Origin of the sequence: Flaviflexus ciconiae (assembly GCF_003971195.1) — a bacterium.
GTDB classification, from domain to species: Bacteria; Actinomycetota; Actinomycetes; order Actinomycetales; family Actinomycetaceae; genus Flaviflexus; species Flaviflexus ciconiae.
Genome location: NZ_CP034593.1, coordinates 1398322 through 1415529, shown reverse-complemented (window position 1 = coordinate 1415529; position 17208 = coordinate 1398322). Strand labels below are relative to the sequence as shown.

Below are 17208 nucleotides of genomic sequence, written 5' to 3'. Positions count from 1 at the left end.
GGAGGTAATAACGGGTGAACGTCGACATCATCACTTCCCTGTTCTTCATTGTTTTGGCGGCTTTGGCCGCCCCAATCATCAGCAAAATGGTCCCCAAGAAGGCCCTGCCCGAGGTTGTGGTTCTCCTCTTCCTCGGTGTTCTCATCGGCCCTCACGCGCTATCGATAGCGTCGGAGAGTGCGTCGATCGAGCTAATCGCGGAGCTAGGGCTTGGCTTCCTGTTCCTGCTTGCGGGCTATGAGATCGACATCAAAGAGTTCAAAGCTCGCGGCGGAGTAGTGGCAAGTTTCACTTGGGTGTTCTCTTTGATCCTTGCTTTCGGAGTTACTTATCTCATCTTTGAGCTTCCACCGTTAGGCATGGAGGGCGCGGCGATTGCGATCGTCATGACCTCCACGGCTATCGGCACCATGTTCCCGTTACTGAAAGAGCGGGGTGTTCTCGAGACCCCGATCGGTAAGAGCGTCATGACTCACGGCGCTGTCGGCGAGATCGGCCCGATTCTGGCTATGGCGGTGCTGCTGTCGGTGCGAAGCGAATGGCTTTCGCTCCTTATCGTCATTCTCTTCATCGTTGTCACGATCATCATCGGACTTGTGCCGACCCGAGCTCGCAGGGCCGGCGGCGTTGTCCTGAGGTTCCTGCACATGGGAGCCGAGTCGACAGCGCAGACAACCGTTCGCGGAACCGTTGTCCTTCTCGTAGGACTCATTACGCTTGCCACCGTCCTTGAACTCGATATTGTTCTCGGTGCATTCGCTGCGGGCTTCATTGTTCGCCAGGCCCTCCCGCAGGGCAGGCAAGAGCTAGAGAAGAAGCTTGACGGTTTGGCCTACGGTTTCTTCATCCCGGTGTTCTTTATTACGTCCGGTATGCACATCGATATCGCTGCCGCGCTCGAAGAGCCCATCATCTGGGTTGTTTTCCTCATCCTTTTCATTCTCGTCCGCGGCATCCCCGTCTTCCTTGGAACCTTTGCACATACGTTCCGTCACGAACTGAATCTGACAATGGGGGACAGGGTCGTGACAGCCCTCTACTCCTCGACAGCTCTACCGATCATCGTGGCCGTCACCTCGATTGCCGAGGATGCTGGAGCGATGACGAACGAAATTTCCTCAAGCATTGTCCTGGCGGGTGGCGCCTCTGTCCTCATCCTCCCGCTTATCGCTGCAGCCATTCCGATCTCCCAAGCAGAAAAGAAACGCCACCCAGCGGGAGGGCAGGTTGCCCTTGGTGTTGACGACGATGGCACGGTCCGCGACGCAAAGGACCCGGCAGCACCAAAGGACGTCCTTCCAGCAGCCCACAACGTGGCCTGGGACGAGGATGACCTTGAGCTTGATCCTTCGGAGATCTAGGAGCTCAACCCTTAGAAGAACTGGGAGCTTGACCCTTCGGAGATATGGGAGCCCAGTCCTTCGGAGATATAGGGATCAAGTCGCGGTCAGTCGCGGAGAACGAACGCCAGTTAGTCTCGCGTGTACTCCCACGTGCAGTGCGGAACCGCTGCCCTAATGGTTCGCGAACGAGCTATCGGGCCATCCGTGATCGTTTCCTGGATCGTTGCTGGACGTAATCCCGGATTGCGGCTGTTTTGAGAGTGGGATAGGCAACCTGTGGGGCCAGACAGTGGGAATTGACGGCTTCTGTGTCGTAGAATAACCCGGTATGTCTGCAGTAAATGCAGGTGAAACGTGAGGTGGCAGCCTGCCACACCGTCAATGACTGGAGTAACTTTCGTGAAGAGCAACGTTGAACAGCTCGAACCGACCCGCGTCAAGATCAGCGTGGATGTCGAGTACGACGAGCTGAAGCCGGCCGTGGACGCCGCGGCAAAGAAGCTGAGCCAGCAGGTCAACATCCCTGGCTTCCGTCGCGGCAAGGTCCCGACGCGCGTCCTCGAGAGCCACATTGGCCGCCCCGCCATCATCGAGCAGGCAGTCAATGACTCCCTCGACGGCTACTACCAGCAGGCGATTGTTGAGAACGAGCTGGACCCGATCGGTCAGCCCGAGGTCGACATCACCACGTGGCCGAACATGGAAGGCGCGCCCGGCGGCACTCTCGTCGTGGAGATCAGCGTCGACACCCGCCCGGAGATCAACCTCCCCGACCTGTCCACCATCACCCTGACCACCGACAAGCCGGTTGTCACCGATGAGGACGTCGACGCCAGCCTGACGGAGATGAGGGAGCGCTTCGCTACCCTCAAGTCCGTTGAGCGTCCCGTCCAGGCCAACGACTACGTGTCGATCGACATGGAAGCCAAGATTGGCGACGAGGTTGTCGACTCCGTTTCCGGTATCTCCTACCAGCTCGGCTCCGGCAAGCTCCTCGAAGGCATCGACGAAGCCCTCGAGGGGCTCCAGGCCGACGAGACCACGACCTTCAAGTCCACCCTTGCCGGTGGTGACCACGAGGGCGAAGAGGCCGACGTTACCGTGACCGTTCAGTCGGTCAAGGAGTCGGAGCTCCCCGAGGCTGATGATGACTTCGCTCAGCTCGCTTCCGAGTTCGACACGATCGACGAGTTCAAGGCCGACCTGCGTGCCTCCGTCGAGAAGACGAAGCTCACCGACACCGTTTACGCAGCTCGTGACCTCCTCCTTGAGGAGCTCAACAAGCAGCTTGACGTTCCCGTCCCCTCCCGCATCATCGACGCAGAGATCAAGCGTCACCTTGAGGCAGAGGGTAAGGAAGTTGGCGACCCTCACGGTGACGAGATTCGCGAGGATACCGAGAAGCAGTTCCGCGATCAGATGATTCTTGACGCCATTGTCGAGAAGCTCGAGGTCGAGATCGGCCAGGACGAGCTCCTCGAGTTCATGGTCCAGCAGGCCCAGATGTACAACATCGAGCCGAACCAGTTCATCCAGGCAGCAGCCCAGACCAACCAGGTCTCCGCTTTTGCCGGTGAGCTCACCCGCAACAAGGCTCTGATCCTTTCGCTCCGTGAGGTCAAGGTTGTTGACCAGGACGGCGAGGCAATCGACGTCAAGTCCGTCATCGACGAGAACGAGGGCGTAGACGAGGACGTTGAGGCTGGTGCTATGGCTGCCGCTGCCGCAACCGACGAGCCCGTCGCCGCAGAAGAGGACACCGCGGTCGTTGAGGCCGAGGTCGTCGAGGAGAAGGCCGAGGAGGCCGCCGAACCTGAGGCTCCTGCCAAGAAGGCCCCGGCGAAGAAGGCTCCTGCGAAGAAACCGGCCGCCAAGAAGGCCGACAACAAGGCCGAGGACGCCACCGAGGCCGAGGCCAAGGAAAAGGCTCCCGCCAAGAAGGCCCCGGCGAAGAAGGCTCCCGCCAAGAAGCCTGCTGCAAAGAAGCCGGCTGCGAAGAAGGCTCCGGCCAAAAAGGCCGATAAGGCCGAGACGGACGAGAAGTAGTCGTTTCGCCGACAGGTAATAGACATGAGGAGTCCGCGGGAGAGATCTCGCGGACTCCTTGTTTATATGCGCCAACAGCGAAACAAAGCCGACCGAGGGAAGTAGGACGTTGCTAGGTGCGTTAACCTCGAATGAACGCAAGGACTTTTCTATTCAGGAGGCTGTCCATTGAGCACACTTCCCTCGATGCAGAACCAGGCCGCATCTCTCGGCCTGAGTGATCACATCTTCAACCGCCTTCTCAAGGAACGCATCATCTGGCTGGGCTCCGAAGTTCGCGACGATAACGCGAACTCGATCTGTGCACAGATGCTTCTGCTCGCCGCAGAGGATCCCGAGAAGGATATTTACCTGTACATCAACTCGCCGGGCGGCTCCGTCACGGCCGGGATGGCTATCTATGACACGATGAAGTTCGTGCAGCCAGATGTTGCCACGGTTGCCATGGGCATGGCTGCCTCGATGGGGCAGTTCCTGCTGACCTCGGGCACCCCTGGCAAGCGCTACATCACCCCGCACACCCGTGTTCTTATGCACCAGCCCTCCGGCGGTGCCGGTGGTACCGCTACCGACATTCGAATCAATGCCGACCTCATCATCAAGATGAAGCACGAGCTGTCTGAGATTACGGCTCAGCAGACCGGTAAGACGGTTGAGCAGATCATTGAGGACTCGGACCGTGACAAGTGGTTCACGGCCCAGGAAGCCCTCGAATACGGCTTTGTCGACCACGTCGTTGAGACCTCGGATCTCGTCTCCGGTGGCGGTGGTACCAAGTGAACCAGGAGTACAAGATGAACTACCCGTCGATGATGGCGCCGGCAATGCCGGAATCCCGCTACGTGCTCCCCACCTTCGAGGAGCGTACGCCCTACGGCTACAAGCGTCAGGACCCTTACGCGAAGCTCTTCGAGGACAGGATCATCTTCCTCGGCGTCCAGGTTGATGACGCATCCGCTGATGATGTCATGGCCCAGCTGCTCGTCCTCGAGTCGCAGGACCCGGATGCCATGATCACGATGTACATCAACTCGCCGGGCGGCTCCTTCACGGCGCTGACCGCGATCTACGACACGATGCAGTACATCAAGCCCGAGGTCCAGACCGTCTGCCTCGGACAGGCCGCCTCCGCAGCAGCCGTCCTGCTTGCAGCCGGTGCACCCGGTAAGCGCCTCGCGCTGCCGAACGCGCGCGTCCTCATCCACCAGCCCGCCATGCAGGGCGTCCAGGGCCAGGCCTCGGACATCGAGATCGTCGCGAACGAAATCGACCGCATGAGGGAATGGCTCGAGCAGACCCTTGCCGACCACTCGGGCAAGACGAAGGAAGAGGTCTCGCGCGACATCGACCGCGACAAGATCCTCACCGCCCAGCAGGCCAAGGAATACGGTCTTGTCGACGAGGTTCTTACCTCCCGCAAGCCGCCCCGCATCGAGGCCTAGCACGATGTAACAATCCACAGAAACGGGAGCCTATTGAACGGCTCCCGTTTCCGCGTGGTGCATTCGCGCCAGCACGCCGATGTCGCTAGAGTGGTGACAGTTCAGGGAGGTACTCTTATGGCTCGCACCGCCGACGCAGCGGACATGCTCAAATGCTCGTTCTGCCAGAAGTCCCAACGCCAGGTCAAGAAGTTGATCACCGGCTCGGGGGCATACATCTGCAACGAGTGCATTGAGCTGTGCAATGAGATCATTGCTGAGGAGCTCGGTCAGGAAGAATCCGAGTTCTCGCTCGAGTCACTGCCGAAGCCGCAGGAGATCTACGAGTTCCTCAACGAATACGTGGTCGGCCAGCACTCCGCCAAGCGGACCCTCGCCGTTGCCGTCTACAATCACTACAAGCGGATTCGCGCAGGCCAGGATGTTCCCAAGAAGGGGAGCGAGCCCGTTGAGATCGGCAAATCCAACATTCTCCTCATCGGCCCGACCGGCACAGGCAAGACCTACCTTGCTCAGTCACTTGCCCGCATGCTTGACGTGCCCTTCGCGATTGCAGATGCCACCTCCCTGACCGAGGCGGGATACGTGGGTGAGGATGTCGAGAACGTCCTCCTCAAGCTCATTCAGGTGGCCGACGGCGATACGGATCGTGCCGCCCAGGGCATTATCTACATTGACGAGATCGACAAGATCTCCCGCAAGTCCGAGAACCCCTCGATTACCCGCGACGTGTCGGGTGAAGGTGTTCAGCAGGCCCTCCTCAAGATCATCGAGGGCACGGTCGCTTCGGTTCCCCCGCAGGGCGGACGCAAGCACCCCCACCAGGAGTTCGTCCAGATTGACACGACGAACGTCCTCTTCATCGTCGCAGGCGCCTTTGCGGGCATGGAAGAGATCGTGTCCTCACGCTCGGGACGCCGCTCCATTGGTTTCGGCTCGGAGCTCTCCAGCCACGAGGCCGCAGGTGACCTGATTCGCGATGTTGAGCCCGACGATCTTCACAAGTTTGGCCTCATTCCCGAGCTGGTCGGCCGCCTCCCAGTAATCGCCACTGTGGATGCTCTCGAGGTCGACGACCTTGTCCGCATCCTCACCGAGCCCCGCAACGCCCTCACCAAGCAGTACCAGCGCATGTTCGAGTTTGACAACGTCGAGCTAGAGTTCACCGACGAAGTCCTTCGCAGGATCGCTGAGAAGGCTCTCGAGCGCGGCACCGGTGCCCGCGGCCTGCGTTCGATCATGGAGGGTATCCTGCGGGAGCTCATGTTTGAGATACCCTCGCGCTCCGACATCGAACGCGTCATCATTGATGAGAAGGCGTTCGAGGGTGGTGAACCCACTTTCGTCTATAAGCGCTCGAAGAAGTCTGCCTAGGAGGAGAAGTGGAACAAGCTCAGGACATCCCGGAGGGACTGCGTACCGCACGGGAAAGCATCGACAATATTGATGCTGCACTGATCCACATCCTGGCGGAACGCTTCCGGTGCACAAAGCAGGTAGGCAAACTCAAAGCTGAACTCGGCCTTCCCGCCTCCGATCCGGGCCGCGAAGAACGCCAGATTGCACGCCTCAAGACCCTCGCGGAAGAATCAGGTCTCGACCCAGTCTTCGCCGAGAAGTTCCTCAAGTTCATCGTCACCGAAGTTATCCGTCACCACGAAGAATTCGCGGAAAATAAGTAACCGGCTAAGGCTGTCCCAAGAGCGAGTCCGGTCAGGGCTTCCATAAGGGAATGATTCCGCTGTCACTCTTGGCGCATGCCTTTTAGGCTAATCCTGTTTGTTTCAGTTTCATCTTCAGCGCGTGTAGCGTTACGCGAATCTTGTTACTAATGCACTTGCTTGCCTACGTACTCACGCGGTTCGTTTGCGTTATCACTGGTTGTGAGTGGGTATTTGATCAGGAACTGGGGTACGGGATCCGTCTTACTGGGATGGTGTTGGCTCCAGAATTGTCGGCTTCCATCGCAATGCGCTGATTCCACGGGTGAGGAGCGATATGAGAATCCAGCATCCGCCGAGTGCGAGATAAAGGGTCGTGCCCTGCTGGTAGCCGTCTGCATACCGGCTTCCGGCGGCGACGATGATTGAAGCAATGATGACGTGTATAGCGATTGGGGCGAAGTTCCTGGTGCGAATCTGCGCCTGTGACCTTCCGAGACCCCAATAGGAGAAGTCGTTACGTGCGCTCGTGACTTCGCGGTTCTTCCGTGCAGTGACAGCCATCGTCAGGACGATGACTGCGCCAGCCGCGAGAATTGCTCCCACGACAGGCATGAGTGCCTGCGTCATGATGGAGCCGAGGCTTGTCTGGGTGAGGAGCCGGAAGTACCAGAGCGAGATCATACCGAGGGCTCCGATGGCGGCGGCGGTGATACCGAGGCTGATGCCCTCGAAGACCGCCAGGGTTAGCATGCGTGCACGGGTTCCAAGCCTGTCGGCTGGGGCTAGTCTCCGAGAATGGACCGGGTTGGCAATGATGAGTCCAAGGAGGAGTGCGAGAACGGCGGCGAGGATTGCATAGCGACTCATGTCGGTGCCCGCGATGACAAAAGCAATTGTCGAAGCGATACCGAAGAAGGCCAGCCCCAGCCATTCCTCACCCAGTGTCCACCGCAGGCGCTGGGACGTACTCCATCCCTGTGAAGCAAGGAGAGCGTGGGTGGTACGCCGCTCTTGTCGGGCCAGAAGACAGAGCCCTATGACAAAGAGGGATGAGATGAGGATCGTGGCGACGGCAACGCGGTCCACGGTTGCATTCGTGAGTGATGCTGTCCAAGAAGCAACATCGAGCGTTCCGTAGTCAATCTGGATCCAGCCCAGCTCATCGACAACCTGCTGTCCCTGGGGATCGTCTGTTCCAAAGGCGTAGAGCGGCACCCAGATGCTGACGGGCTGAGTTGTTCCGCCGATGACAACAGTGGCATCGAGCCCGTCGATGCGCCGGATGGCCTGCGCAGTGTCGTTAATCCTGGTCAGTGCCTCGTCGTTGTCGAGGCCGTCAAGCCCGCCAACACGTACCCGGACCGCGGAAATGATGGTCTCCTGAGAGGTGAGTTCCTTCGCTCCTTCGAAGGACAGGATGGCGGAGGGAGCCTGAGTGGCGATACCAAGGGCGTGGCGTGAGACGGGGAAAGGCTCGCCCTCGTGCGTTGCGGTATTTGGCCCATAGAGCCCGAGTGGAACGTACCCGCCTTCCGTGACGATTTCTCCTGGAGTGAAGGTAGCAACTTCAAAAGGAGCGGCGCCCTCTTGGGAGTATGTGCCAATGGAAAGCTGATTCCCGGTTGGGTTACGGTAGCTGATCTCTTCGCCAGGATCGGTTCCGGTGGGAAGGTCAATGTCAGCTCCCTCGATCCGGGCAAAGGGACCGTAGATCCCCAGCATCCGGGCGGTGAAGGCCGCCTGTCCTTCGACGGGGGAGTCGACCTGCGTGAGCTGGGGAGGGTATAGGCGGGTGCCGGTGTAGTTGCTGAGCGTGTAGTTCTCGATGATCGGTTCGCCGGAATTGAGATTGTTCGTTGGCCAGGGGAGATCGTGCAGACCGCCGTTGAACGGCCGCATGACCTCGTCGTATTCGACGCTTGTCTCGCCCACGGCTTCGATCGTTGCCGTGATTGTTGTGGGCGGGTAGGCATCGGTGTTGCGAAGATAGCCGACGAGAGGATTTTGCCCGCCGTACATCCAGAACGGTGCCGGTCGAGAACCCGGCTGTACTCCCGGCATGTCAATCAGTTCAGGGACGATTTCAGTGCCGGTCTCACCGAAAGCTTCGATCGGGGTCAGCTGACCATGCTGTCGAATGAGGCTGCCAAAGTCTTCCAGGGGTTGGAGGAACTCGCCTGCCTCGCCAAGCAGTTCCTGTTCGAGGACTGGATCGACGGCGGCGATGGTCGTGGCAACGGTTGGTCCCTGACCCCAGCCTAGAAGGAGAGAATCGCCGAATACAGATGCCTGAACGAGGAGCAGGTGACGGTCCATGGGCGCGAAATCGTTGGTGATGCTGATCCCAACATCAAAGTACTGACCGCTCTCACCCGTCCATCGCGTCGCATCGATCCGGAGATTATTTGTTCTCTCGAAGATGATGCCGTTGTCGTCGGTGATGCTCCAGGTGATCACGTAGTCCTGGACTGGGTCCTCAGTGAAATTGTGGTCCTCGATCGTGAAGGAAAACTAGGGCGGTGCATTTGCCATCCGTCCAAGGAAGGCAACTGGTGCAGCCAAGTCGACTGAATCTTGTGCATTATCTGGTCGAGCTGGTCAAATCCGATGACCCGGCTCGTCTGTGATGCGTAGTTGCTATCGACAAGGTTAAAGCCGTTTGCATCCCTGCCCGGCGAAATCCGTTCAAATCCATCGTCGTGAGTCACGAGGATGTCGTATGCTCCGCGCCAGTTGTCCTCAAGGATCTCGCCTGCTCGCGACACCCCGATCCTGCCAAGGAGAGAACCGGAAAAGACGAGGAGGCCAATGAGGACAAAGACAATGACGTGGGTTCGCCTCATGCGAGGACGCACGCTCACAGTTCGATCACCCGATCGGCGGCTTCTTCAAGAAGCGCATCGTGGGTGGCAACAAGAACTGCGGCACCCCGACCTGCTGCATGGCAAAGTTGCTCGATAACCAGGGCTGCTGCGGCAGCATCAAGCGATGCTGTCGGCTCGTCCATGAGGACAAGAGACGGGTCCTTGGCGAGGGCGCGAGCAACGGCGACCCGTTGGCGTTCTCCACCCGAGATGCGACCGGCCTTCATGGTGCTGAAGCCTGCGAGCCCCAGTGACTCGAGGAGCTCCGAACAGCGCTCGTCAGTTCCTCCACCAACTTTGACGTTGGCAGAAACAGACAGATCGTCAAATACTAGAGCATCCTGGGCCGCGAAGCCGATGCTGGTCTTGCGGATCTTTTGGAGTTCCTTCTCACCTGTCTCCGCCAGTTCCACGTCACCCCATCGGGTAACGCCACGATCGGGTTTCCGCCGACCATAGGCAACGGCGATGGCGGTTGACTTCCCGCTTCCTGACCGCCCGGCAAGTGCAACGAACTCCCCATCATCCACTTCGAGGGAGAAGCTGTTGAGAATCTGGATATCGTTACCGGCACGGCGGAACGTGACGTCGATGCCGTCAAGAGCCACAATCATTGGACCCGCCGCCTTTCCCTCTGTTGGTGCTGAAATGCTCGGTTAGGTCATCGAACTAAATAGGGGTGGTGTCCGTCGCAGTATGGTGGGAGCATCTTTGGGCCTTTATGTCATCTTGGACGTGTTTTCAAAGTTAACATGTTCTTGGCGTTAAGAGGGTGGGTTTGAACAAAACTGGTCTTATAGTCTGTCGAGAGACCGGCAATAACTGCGATTGCGTCAGCGAACATGACTGGAGGGCGACAGTGAACCGCCGCCCTCCGAAGGTAGTCAATCACCTGATTGGGTGGTTGCTAATCTATTGGTGATTACCGCTTGCTGTCGTAGATCCAGTCGATCTCGGAAGCGAAGTCCTTAAGGACCTTGTGGCGCTTCACCTTGAGCGAGGGGGTCAGGTAGTCGTTGTCGACCGTGAAGTCGGTTGTGAGGACGTTGAATTTCCTGATCGACTCAGCACGGGAGACTGCCTCGTTGGCGCGGTTAACGGCGCGGTCGAGAGCTGCAAGAACCTGAGGGTTCTGTGCTGCCTCGTCGACAGACATGGGCTCGAGGCCCTTGTTGGAAAGCCATCCGGGCAACATGTCGGTGTCTAGGGTGATAAGAGCGCCAATGAATGGACGGTTGTCACCCACAACAACGACCTGGGAAACAATCGGGTGTCCGCGGAGCCTGTCTTCGAGAATCGCGGGGGCCACGTTCTTGCCACCGGCGGTCACAATGATTTCCTTCTTGCGTCCCGTGATCGTAATGAACCCATCATCGTCCATTGAACCCAGGTCGCCGGTACGGAACCAGCCATCCCCTGTGAAGGCTTCCTTCGTCGCTTCCTCGTTGTTGTGGTAGCCGACGAAGACGTGATCGCCCTTGACGAGAATCTCACCGTCCTCACCCACCGATACGAGGCAACCGGGGTAAGCCGGGCCAATCGTACCAACCTTGATGTTGCCGGGACGGTTCACGGTTGTCGGCGCTGCCGTTTCCGTGAGTCCGTAGCCCTCGTAGATTGTGATGCCGGCGCCGCGGAAGAAGTGTCCTAGACGCTCACCGAGCGGGCCACCACCCGAGATCGAGTGCCGGAGCTCCCCGCCGAGCAGCTCCTTGAGGGTGGAGTAGACGAGCTTGTCACCTAGCGCGTGCTGGGCCTTGAGGAACGCGGACGGACCTTCCGGGGTTTCGATCGCACGGGAGTAGGCAATGGCGACCTTCGCGAAGCGACGGAAGATTGGGCCCCTGACCTTGGAGGCATTTGCCTTCGCGTCGGCAGCGTTATAGACCTTTTCAAAAACGCGGGGGACCGCGAGAACGAACGTGGGTTTGAACGACTGCATGTCGGCCACGAGGTTCTTCGTGTCGGGGGAGTGCCCGAGAACCGCGTTGGATTCGATCGCGACAAGCGAGACGAAGCGGGCGAAGATGTGGGCCATGGGGAGGAACAGGAGCGTCCTTGCGTCCTCACCCGAGACGATGAGGTTGAGATCCGGGTCGGCAGGGCCGTTGCGGACGACGTGGAGGATGTTCCTGTGGGTCAGGCGAACGCCCTTGGGCTTGCCTGTGGTGCCAGACGTGTAGATGACCGTGGCAATGTCATCGGCCGTCGTGTTGGCGATACGGTCCTCAATGGTCCGCTCCGCCTCAGCTTCGTCGATGGCCTCACCGGCGGCGATGATCTGGTTGATAGCACCCTCGTCGATGACGTACAGGTTCTCCAGCCCGTCGATCGTGTCGAGCAGGGGCGCTACCGTGTCGCGCAGTGCCGCGCTCTCTACGACGACGGCCTTACAGCCGGAGTCTGTCAGGATCCACTCGGCCTGGGTACGGGACGAGGTTTCGTAAATGGGAATTCCCGAAGCTCCTGCGTACCAGAGTCCGAAGTCGAGCAGGCTCCACTCGTAGCGGGTGGGGGACATGATGCCGACCCGGTCGCCGGGCTCGATGCCAAGAGCAATGAAGCCCCTGGCGAGTGCCCGAACCGTGTCCTCGAACTGGCGGTAGGTGACGGGCACCCAGGCCGCTCCAATAGCCGTCTTTGTCTCCATGACGACCCGGTTGGGGCGCTCTTCGGTGAGAGTCTCCAGCAACTGGGCCAGGTTCTGGTCTTCTTGGACCGTGACCGGGCCCTCGGTGAAGCTCACCTGGCGATCGTGTTGTGTCATAATTTCCCTTCCCGCCCCGGAGGGCTGGTGCCTAGTTCTTGGCAGGCGCGGGGTCCAGCTCGTAGCCGGAGATGGCGATGTTCTCGCCTTCACCGATCTCGAGCGGGCCGCGCACATGAGCTGCTTGCCGCAGGTCCGCGAGGACCGCCTCAATCTGCTCATGGGATGCCTTGGGAGCCATCATAGCTACTGATGCGTAGGTTGTGCGTTGAGACACCTTATTTTCACTCTTTACGCGGCGAAGTGCGGCAAGTGCCTCACCCGCAACGGTCAAAAGCGACTCATCCTGGCCCGCGGCTGCCTTCTCGAGCGGGTCAGCGACCGGCCACGTGGCGCGGTGGACGGAGCCCTTGGCGTACCAAGACCAGACCTCTTCCGCCGCGAACGGCAGGAAGGGAGCGAGCAGGCGGACGAACGCGTCAACGGACAGTGCCAGTGCGGCGCGTGCCGACTCGGTGTCGGCCAGTGCGAACTGGTCGTCACGGTTGTAGGCGCGGTCCTTCACGAGCTCCAGGTAGTCATCGCAGAATGACCAGAAGGCCGACTCGGTGACCTCGAGGGCGCGGGTGTGGTCGTAGGCCTCGAAAGCGGCTGTGGCCTCGCGGACGACGCGGGCAACGGTGGCAACCATGGCGCGGTCCACCGGCAGAGTGATCTTAGCCGGGTTGAACTCGACAGTGTCCCCACCCATGGTGAGGGCAAACTTTGAGGCGTTGAGAAGCTTGATGGCAAGCCTGCGGCCGATCTTCATTTGGTTCTCTTCGAAGGCCGCGTCGGTGCCGAGACGAGCGGAGGCTGCCCAGTAGCGCACGCCGTCGGAGGAATGCTTCTCGAGCAGTCCGAGCGGGGTGACGACGTTGCCCTTCGACTTCGACATCTTCTTACGGTCCGGATCGAGAATCCAGCCGGAGATCGCGGCATGCCTCCACGGATTCTCGCCGAACTCGAGGTGGGCGCGGACCATGGAGGAGAAAAGCCAGGTGCGGATGATGTCCTGGCCCTGGGGGCGCAGGTCCATCGGGTACGTGGCCTTGAACAGTTCGTCGTCGGTCAGCCAGCCCGTCGCGATCTGGGGCGAAAGGGACGAGGTTGCCCACGTGTCCATGATGTCGACTTCGCCGGCGAAGCCGCCGGGGACGCCGCGCTGGTCTTCCGTGAATCCCACTGGAACATCGGAAGAAGGATCAACGGGAAGCTGCGACTCTTCGGGGACGAGGACTGTCTCGTAGTCAATTTCGCCGTTGTCGTCGATCGCGTACCAGACGGGGATCGGCACACCGAAGAAACGCTGACGGGAAATCAGCCAGTCGGTGTTGAGGCCCTTCGTCCAGTTGTCGTAACGGACGCGCATGAAGTCCGGGTAGAAGGCCAGGTCCTTACCGGCGTCCAGGAGGTTCTCCTGCAGTTCCTTACCGTTGGCTTCCTGGTAGGGGCGACCACCGTTGCGGATGTACCACTGGCGGGACGTGACGATCTCGAGTGGCTTGTCGCCCTTCTCAAAGAAGTTCGTCATGCGGTTCGTGTTTTCGGGCTCGCCGATCATCTCACCGGTCTCGCTGAGCTTGTCGACAACTGCCTTGCGGGACGAGAACACGGTCTTCCCCGCCATCTCCTCGTACAGAGCAACGCCCTCGTCGGAGGTAATCCACTCGGGGGTTTCGGCCAGGATACGGCCGTCCTTACCGAGGACAGACCGCAGCGGGAGTGAGAGTTCACGCCACCACTGAACGTCGGTGAGGTCACCGAAGGTACAGCACATGGCGATGCCGGCGCCCTTGTCCTTCTCAGCGGCCGTGTGAGCAAGAACGGGAAGCTCGACGCCAAAAACCGGGGAGGTGACGGTGGTGCCAAACAGGTGCTGGTACCTCTCATCGTCCGGGTGGGCAATGAGGGCGACACAGGCGGGCAGGAGCTCGGGACGGGTTGTCTCAATGACAACGTCGCCAGCTTCTCCGTGGAAAGCGATCTTGTGGTAGGCGCCCGGGTATTCGCGGGCCTCAAGCTCGGCCTGGGCAACGGCGGTCTGGAACGTGACGTCCCACAGGCCGGGGGCCTGTGCCTGGTAGGCCTCGCCGCGCTCGAGGTTCCTCAGGAACCCCGCCTGGGCAACCTTCTGTGCCTTTGCGCCAATCGTCTGGTAGTTCTGCTTCCAGTCAATTGACAGACCCAGGGTGCGCCACAGGTGCTCGAACTGTGCTTCGTCCTGTGCGGTGAGCTCCCAGCAGAGCTCAATGAAGTTACGGCGCGAGATCGGCACCTGGTCCGCATACTTGATGGACTTGCCGTCGCCACCGTCGTGCGGGGGAACAAAGTTTTCAACGTAGGGAAGCGAAGGATCGCAACGTACCCCGTAGTAGTTCTGAACGCGTCGCTCGGTCGGCAGACCGTTGTCATCCCATCCCATCGGGTAGAAGACGTGCTTCCCCTTCATCCGCTGGTAGCGGGCCACCACATCCGTGTGAGTGTAGGAGAAGACGTGTCCGACGTGCAGGGAGCCGGAAACGGTCGGCGGGGGAGTGTCGATCGAGTAGGTGTTCTCGCGGGAGGTGAGCTCGTAGGCGTAGGTACCGTTCTCCTCCCAAGCGGTTCCCCACTTGGTTTCCAGGCCATCGAGGCTCACCCTGTCGGGAGCGTCGACGGCGGCAACGATTGAAGCGTTCTCTGTCATGGCGCAATTGTTTCATATTTGGCTGGCCATCAATATTTGCGCCCATATCCATGTGCGACAGTTCCCACCGGCTCAGGTGCGGCAGTTCTCGCGGGACTCGTGTGAGGCATCTCCCACTGGCAAAGTACGTGTCCTGCTGGCACATTACTGGGATTAGGGCGAACCGGGACTGGGGTAAGTGCAAACCGGGGGAATGAACTAACCGCACGGGAGTCCGCCACTGGGTCTTCTGTTCCCCTCGTAACCATCTGCTGCTGGTCCCGGGGTTTATCAACAAACGTGATTGTCGCGTAACTGCGTACCAGCATGCATAGCTCTGCTACATTCACTGACCTCGCGCTTCCCTCGGTACCCTGGTTCCCATGGAAGCCCCACGCAGTTCCCTCCTTGCCGTCGCCGTCCCCGGTATTCCCCAGGCCACGACGAAGGATGATGTTCCCGCTTTGATCTCGCCCGCACTCAACACTCTTGTGTGGCCCGATCGTGCCGTTGGTCTTACCCAGGGCGACATCATTGTCATTGCCCGCAAGCTTGTCGCGATCTGCGAAGGCAGGCTCGTCAAAGAAGGAACAGCAAAAGAAGACGCTCTGAGCGAGGGGAACAGTCCGCGTGGCATTTCCGTTCTTCCTCCGGAGGATCCCCGAACAAGTGCACGGGAAATCCGCCGGGGCCTCGATGCCAGGTTCGGTGGACGCCCCGGCCTGATCATCACCGGCCCGGGTGAGCTTCTGTCCGCGGCCGGAATTGATTCAACAATCGGTAGCGCTGATTTGCGTAGGAGCTTGGCAGCAACAGCCGAGGTTCTCATGAATGCTTATCCGGACCATCCGGTCGTCGCGATTCGCGGCCTTGGACATCTCCTCACTTACGAGGACCAGGACTGACTCCGGTCGAGAACGAGGACTGAGTTCGGCGAGGTCCAGGTTGAGTCCCGCGCACGACGTGGTATCTCAAGGCCATGGTTTTGCAGCTCCAGTAAGTAGGTCGTGCTCTAGGTATGAATGAGCAGAATCCGACCTTGCCGTCCCGACGTGAAGTGCCTCGCGGTTTCAGATTGTGAACTAGCATAAATTCCTTCGTGCCACTGGGAATGTGTTCTGCGATTCATTCCCACCTGTTTTTTCTTGCATTTGTCGGCAATTTCCCTGGTGACCGGTTTATCCCGCTTCGTCCAGTTGCGGAGTGGATGGCGGTACCGGGAATTAAGTCCTATCGACATTGCGTAAATCTATGTAATGTTAGGTCAGCCTAACTTCGTTGGGTGCGGTTGGAGCTTCGGCAATTGCTGAGTCCCGCCGGTCATTGCACACACAGGAGTTCACATGACACCACGCCGCCTTCTTTCAGGCTTTGCGGCAGCCGCCCTCTCTATCTCGCTCGCTGCATGTAGCTCCGATGAAGAGACCGATACCGAATCGACCACCGCGGCAGAGGAAACTGCCGGCGAGGATACTGGCGATGGTGGGGACACCACTGACGGTGACACCGCCGAAGCGGACGCGTTCCCGGTGACCATTGAGCACGCTTTTGGTTCGACAACGATCGAGGAGAAGCCGGAACGGGTCGCCACGGTTGCGTGGAACAACCACGAGGTTCCCCTCGCGCTCGGTGTTGTGCCGGTTGGTATGGAGAGGGTCTCGTGGGGAGACGATGACGACAACGGCATGCTGCCCTGGGTGGAAGAGGCACTAGCCGAGCTTGGTGGGGAGACCCCCGAGCTGTTCGATGCGACGGACGGCATCCCGTTCGAGAAGGTCGCCAACACGAATCCTGACGTTATTCTTGCCGCCTACTCCGGCCTGACGCAGGAAGAGTACGACCAGCTTTCCCAGATTGCTCCTGTCGTCGCCTACCCGGAGCTTGCGTGGGGTACGTCGCTTGAGGACACGATCCTCGTGAACTCGAAGGCCCTCGGTCTGGAGGAAGAGGGCCAGCAGCTCGTCGAGGAGCTCGACGCCGAGATTGCCGCCGCCCTGGAGAACCATCCCTCATTGGAGGGCACGAAGCCTGTCTTCGCTTTCATTGATAACTCCGACATGTCAAAGATCGGTGTCTACACGGCACTTGATCCGCGCCAAGGCTTCCTGCTCGACAACGGTTTCGGAACTGCCAGCATCCTCGATGAATCCGCCGACGCTGAGACGTTCTACGTCGAGGTCTCCGCCGAGAACCCCGAGGCTTTCGACGATGTCGATTTCCTTATCGCCTACGGCTCCAATGATCCCGCTGAGAACGAATCCAGCCTTGAAGCGTGGCAGGGGGATGCTCTCCTGTCCCGGATCCCGGCAATCGCCGAGGGCCGCGTCGTCTTCCTCGGTAATGGCCCGCTCGCCGCGGCCGCTAACTCGTCACCGCTGTCGGTGGCATGGGGGATTGACGACTATTTCTCCCTCTTCGAAGAAGCACTTAACTAA

At 59.6% G+C, this 17208-nt stretch carries 12 protein-coding genes; 8 read left to right on the top strand and 4 right to left on the bottom strand.

Annotated features, from left to right (window positions below):
• Window positions 1-14 precede the first annotated feature (14 nt).
• The 6 genes from EJ997_RS06255 to EJ997_RS06230 all read left to right on the top strand — a co-directional run bounded on the left by EJ997_RS06255 (window position 15) and on the right by EJ997_RS06230 (window position 6513).
• Window positions 15-1361, top strand: a complete 1347-nt coding sequence (locus EJ997_RS06255) for a cation:proton antiporter (protein ID WP_126703804.1) — start codon at window positions 15-17, stop codon at window positions 1359-1361.
• Between the two features lie 381 nt (window positions 1362-1742).
• A complete protein-coding gene (gene tig / locus EJ997_RS06250; RefSeq protein WP_206501863.1) occupies window positions 1743-3389 on the top strand; it encodes a trigger factor in 1647 nt (548 codons plus the stop codon).
• A 186-nt stretch (window positions 3390-3575) separates the two neighbouring features.
• Window positions 3576-4169: an ATP-dependent Clp protease proteolytic subunit gene (locus EJ997_RS06245; RefSeq protein ID WP_126704972.1), complete on the top strand. Its 594-nt coding sequence runs from the start codon at window positions 3576-3578 to the stop codon at window positions 4167-4169.
• Window positions 4170-4183: 14 nt separating this feature from the next.
• Entirely contained in the window at window positions 4184-4831 is a 648-nt protein-coding gene (locus EJ997_RS06240; RefSeq protein WP_126703802.1) for an ATP-dependent Clp protease proteolytic subunit, read from the top strand.
• 117 nt (window positions 4832-4948) lie between these two features.
• Window positions 4949-6205 carry an ATP-dependent Clp protease ATP-binding subunit ClpX gene (gene clpX, locus EJ997_RS06235; RefSeq protein ID WP_126703801.1) on the top strand — a complete coding sequence of 419 codons (1257 nt, stop codon included), beginning with the start codon at window positions 4949-4951 and terminating at the stop codon, window positions 6203-6205.
• Between the two features lie 8 nt (window positions 6206-6213).
• Window positions 6214-6513 carry a chorismate mutase gene (locus EJ997_RS06230; protein WP_126703800.1) on the top strand — a complete coding sequence of 100 codons (300 nt, stop codon included), beginning with the start codon at window positions 6214-6216 and terminating at the stop codon, window positions 6511-6513.
• A gap of 243 nt (window positions 6514-6756) precedes the next feature.
• Here EJ997_RS06230 and EJ997_RS06225 read toward each other — a convergent pair whose 3' ends face one another.
• The 4 genes from EJ997_RS06225 to valS all read right to left on the bottom strand — a co-directional run bounded on the left by EJ997_RS06225 (window position 6757) and on the right by valS (window position 14794).
• A complete protein-coding gene (locus EJ997_RS06225) occupies window positions 6757-8952 on the bottom strand; it encodes a hypothetical protein (protein WP_126703799.1) in 2196 nt (731 codons plus the stop codon).
• Between the two features lie 400 nt (window positions 8953-9352).
• Window positions 9353-9973, bottom strand: coding sequence for an ABC transporter ATP-binding protein (locus EJ997_RS06220; RefSeq protein ID WP_126703798.1), 621 nt, complete (start codon window positions 9971-9973; stop codon window positions 9353-9355).
• Between the two features lie 308 nt (window positions 9974-10281).
• Window positions 10282-12126, bottom strand: a complete 1845-nt coding sequence (locus tag EJ997_RS06215; RefSeq protein WP_126703797.1) for an AMP-dependent synthetase/ligase — start codon at window positions 12124-12126, stop codon at window positions 10282-10284.
• Between the two features lie 31 nt (window positions 12127-12157).
• Window positions 12158-14794, bottom strand: a complete 2637-nt coding sequence (valS, locus tag EJ997_RS06210) for a valine--tRNA ligase (RefSeq protein WP_126703796.1) — start codon at window positions 14792-14794, stop codon at window positions 12158-12160.
• Between the two features lie 362 nt (window positions 14795-15156).
• On the opposite strand from valS, the gene EJ997_RS06205 reads away from it, so the two are divergent.
• Both EJ997_RS06205 and EJ997_RS06200 read left to right on the top strand, forming a co-directional pair.
• Window positions 15157-15678: a hypothetical protein gene (locus EJ997_RS06205; protein WP_126703795.1), complete on the top strand. Its 522-nt coding sequence runs from the start codon at window positions 15157-15159 to the stop codon at window positions 15676-15678.
• Between the two features lie 438 nt (window positions 15679-16116).
• On the top strand, window positions 16117-17208 hold the full coding sequence (locus EJ997_RS06200; protein ID WP_126703794.1) for an iron-siderophore ABC transporter substrate-binding protein: 1092 nt from the start codon (window positions 16117-16119) through the stop codon (window positions 17206-17208).

What these genes read in the sequence shown, in the direction of transcription:
- EJ997_RS06205 (WP_126703795.1), top strand. Translation starts at nt 15,157, where the DNA reads ATGGAAGCCCCACGCAGTTCCCTCCTTGCCGTCGCCGTCCCCGGTATT.
- valS (WP_126703796.1), bottom strand. Translation starts at nt 14,794, where the DNA reads ATGACAGAGAACGCTTCAATCGTTGCCGCCGTCGACGCTCCCGACAGG.
- EJ997_RS06240 (WP_126703802.1), top strand. Translation starts at nt 4,184, where the DNA reads ATGAACTACCCGTCGATGATGGCGCCGGCAATGCCGGAATCCCGCTAC.
- clpX (WP_126703801.1), top strand. Translation starts at nt 4,949, where the DNA reads ATGGCTCGCACCGCCGACGCAGCGGACATGCTCAAATGCTCGTTCTGC.
- EJ997_RS06245 (WP_126704972.1), top strand. Translation starts at nt 3,576, where the DNA reads ATGCAGAACCAGGCCGCATCTCTCGGCCTGAGTGATCACATCTTCAAC.
- EJ997_RS06215 (WP_126703797.1), bottom strand. Translation starts at nt 12,126, where the DNA reads ATGACACAACACGATCGCCAGGTGAGCTTCACCGAGGGCCCGGTCACG.
- EJ997_RS06200 (WP_126703794.1), top strand. Translation starts at nt 16,117, where the DNA reads ATGACACCACGCCGCCTTCTTTCAGGCTTTGCGGCAGCCGCCCTCTCT.
- EJ997_RS06220 (WP_126703798.1), bottom strand. Translation starts at nt 9,973, where the DNA reads ATGATTGTGGCTCTTGACGGCATCGACGTCACGTTCCGCCGTGCCGGT.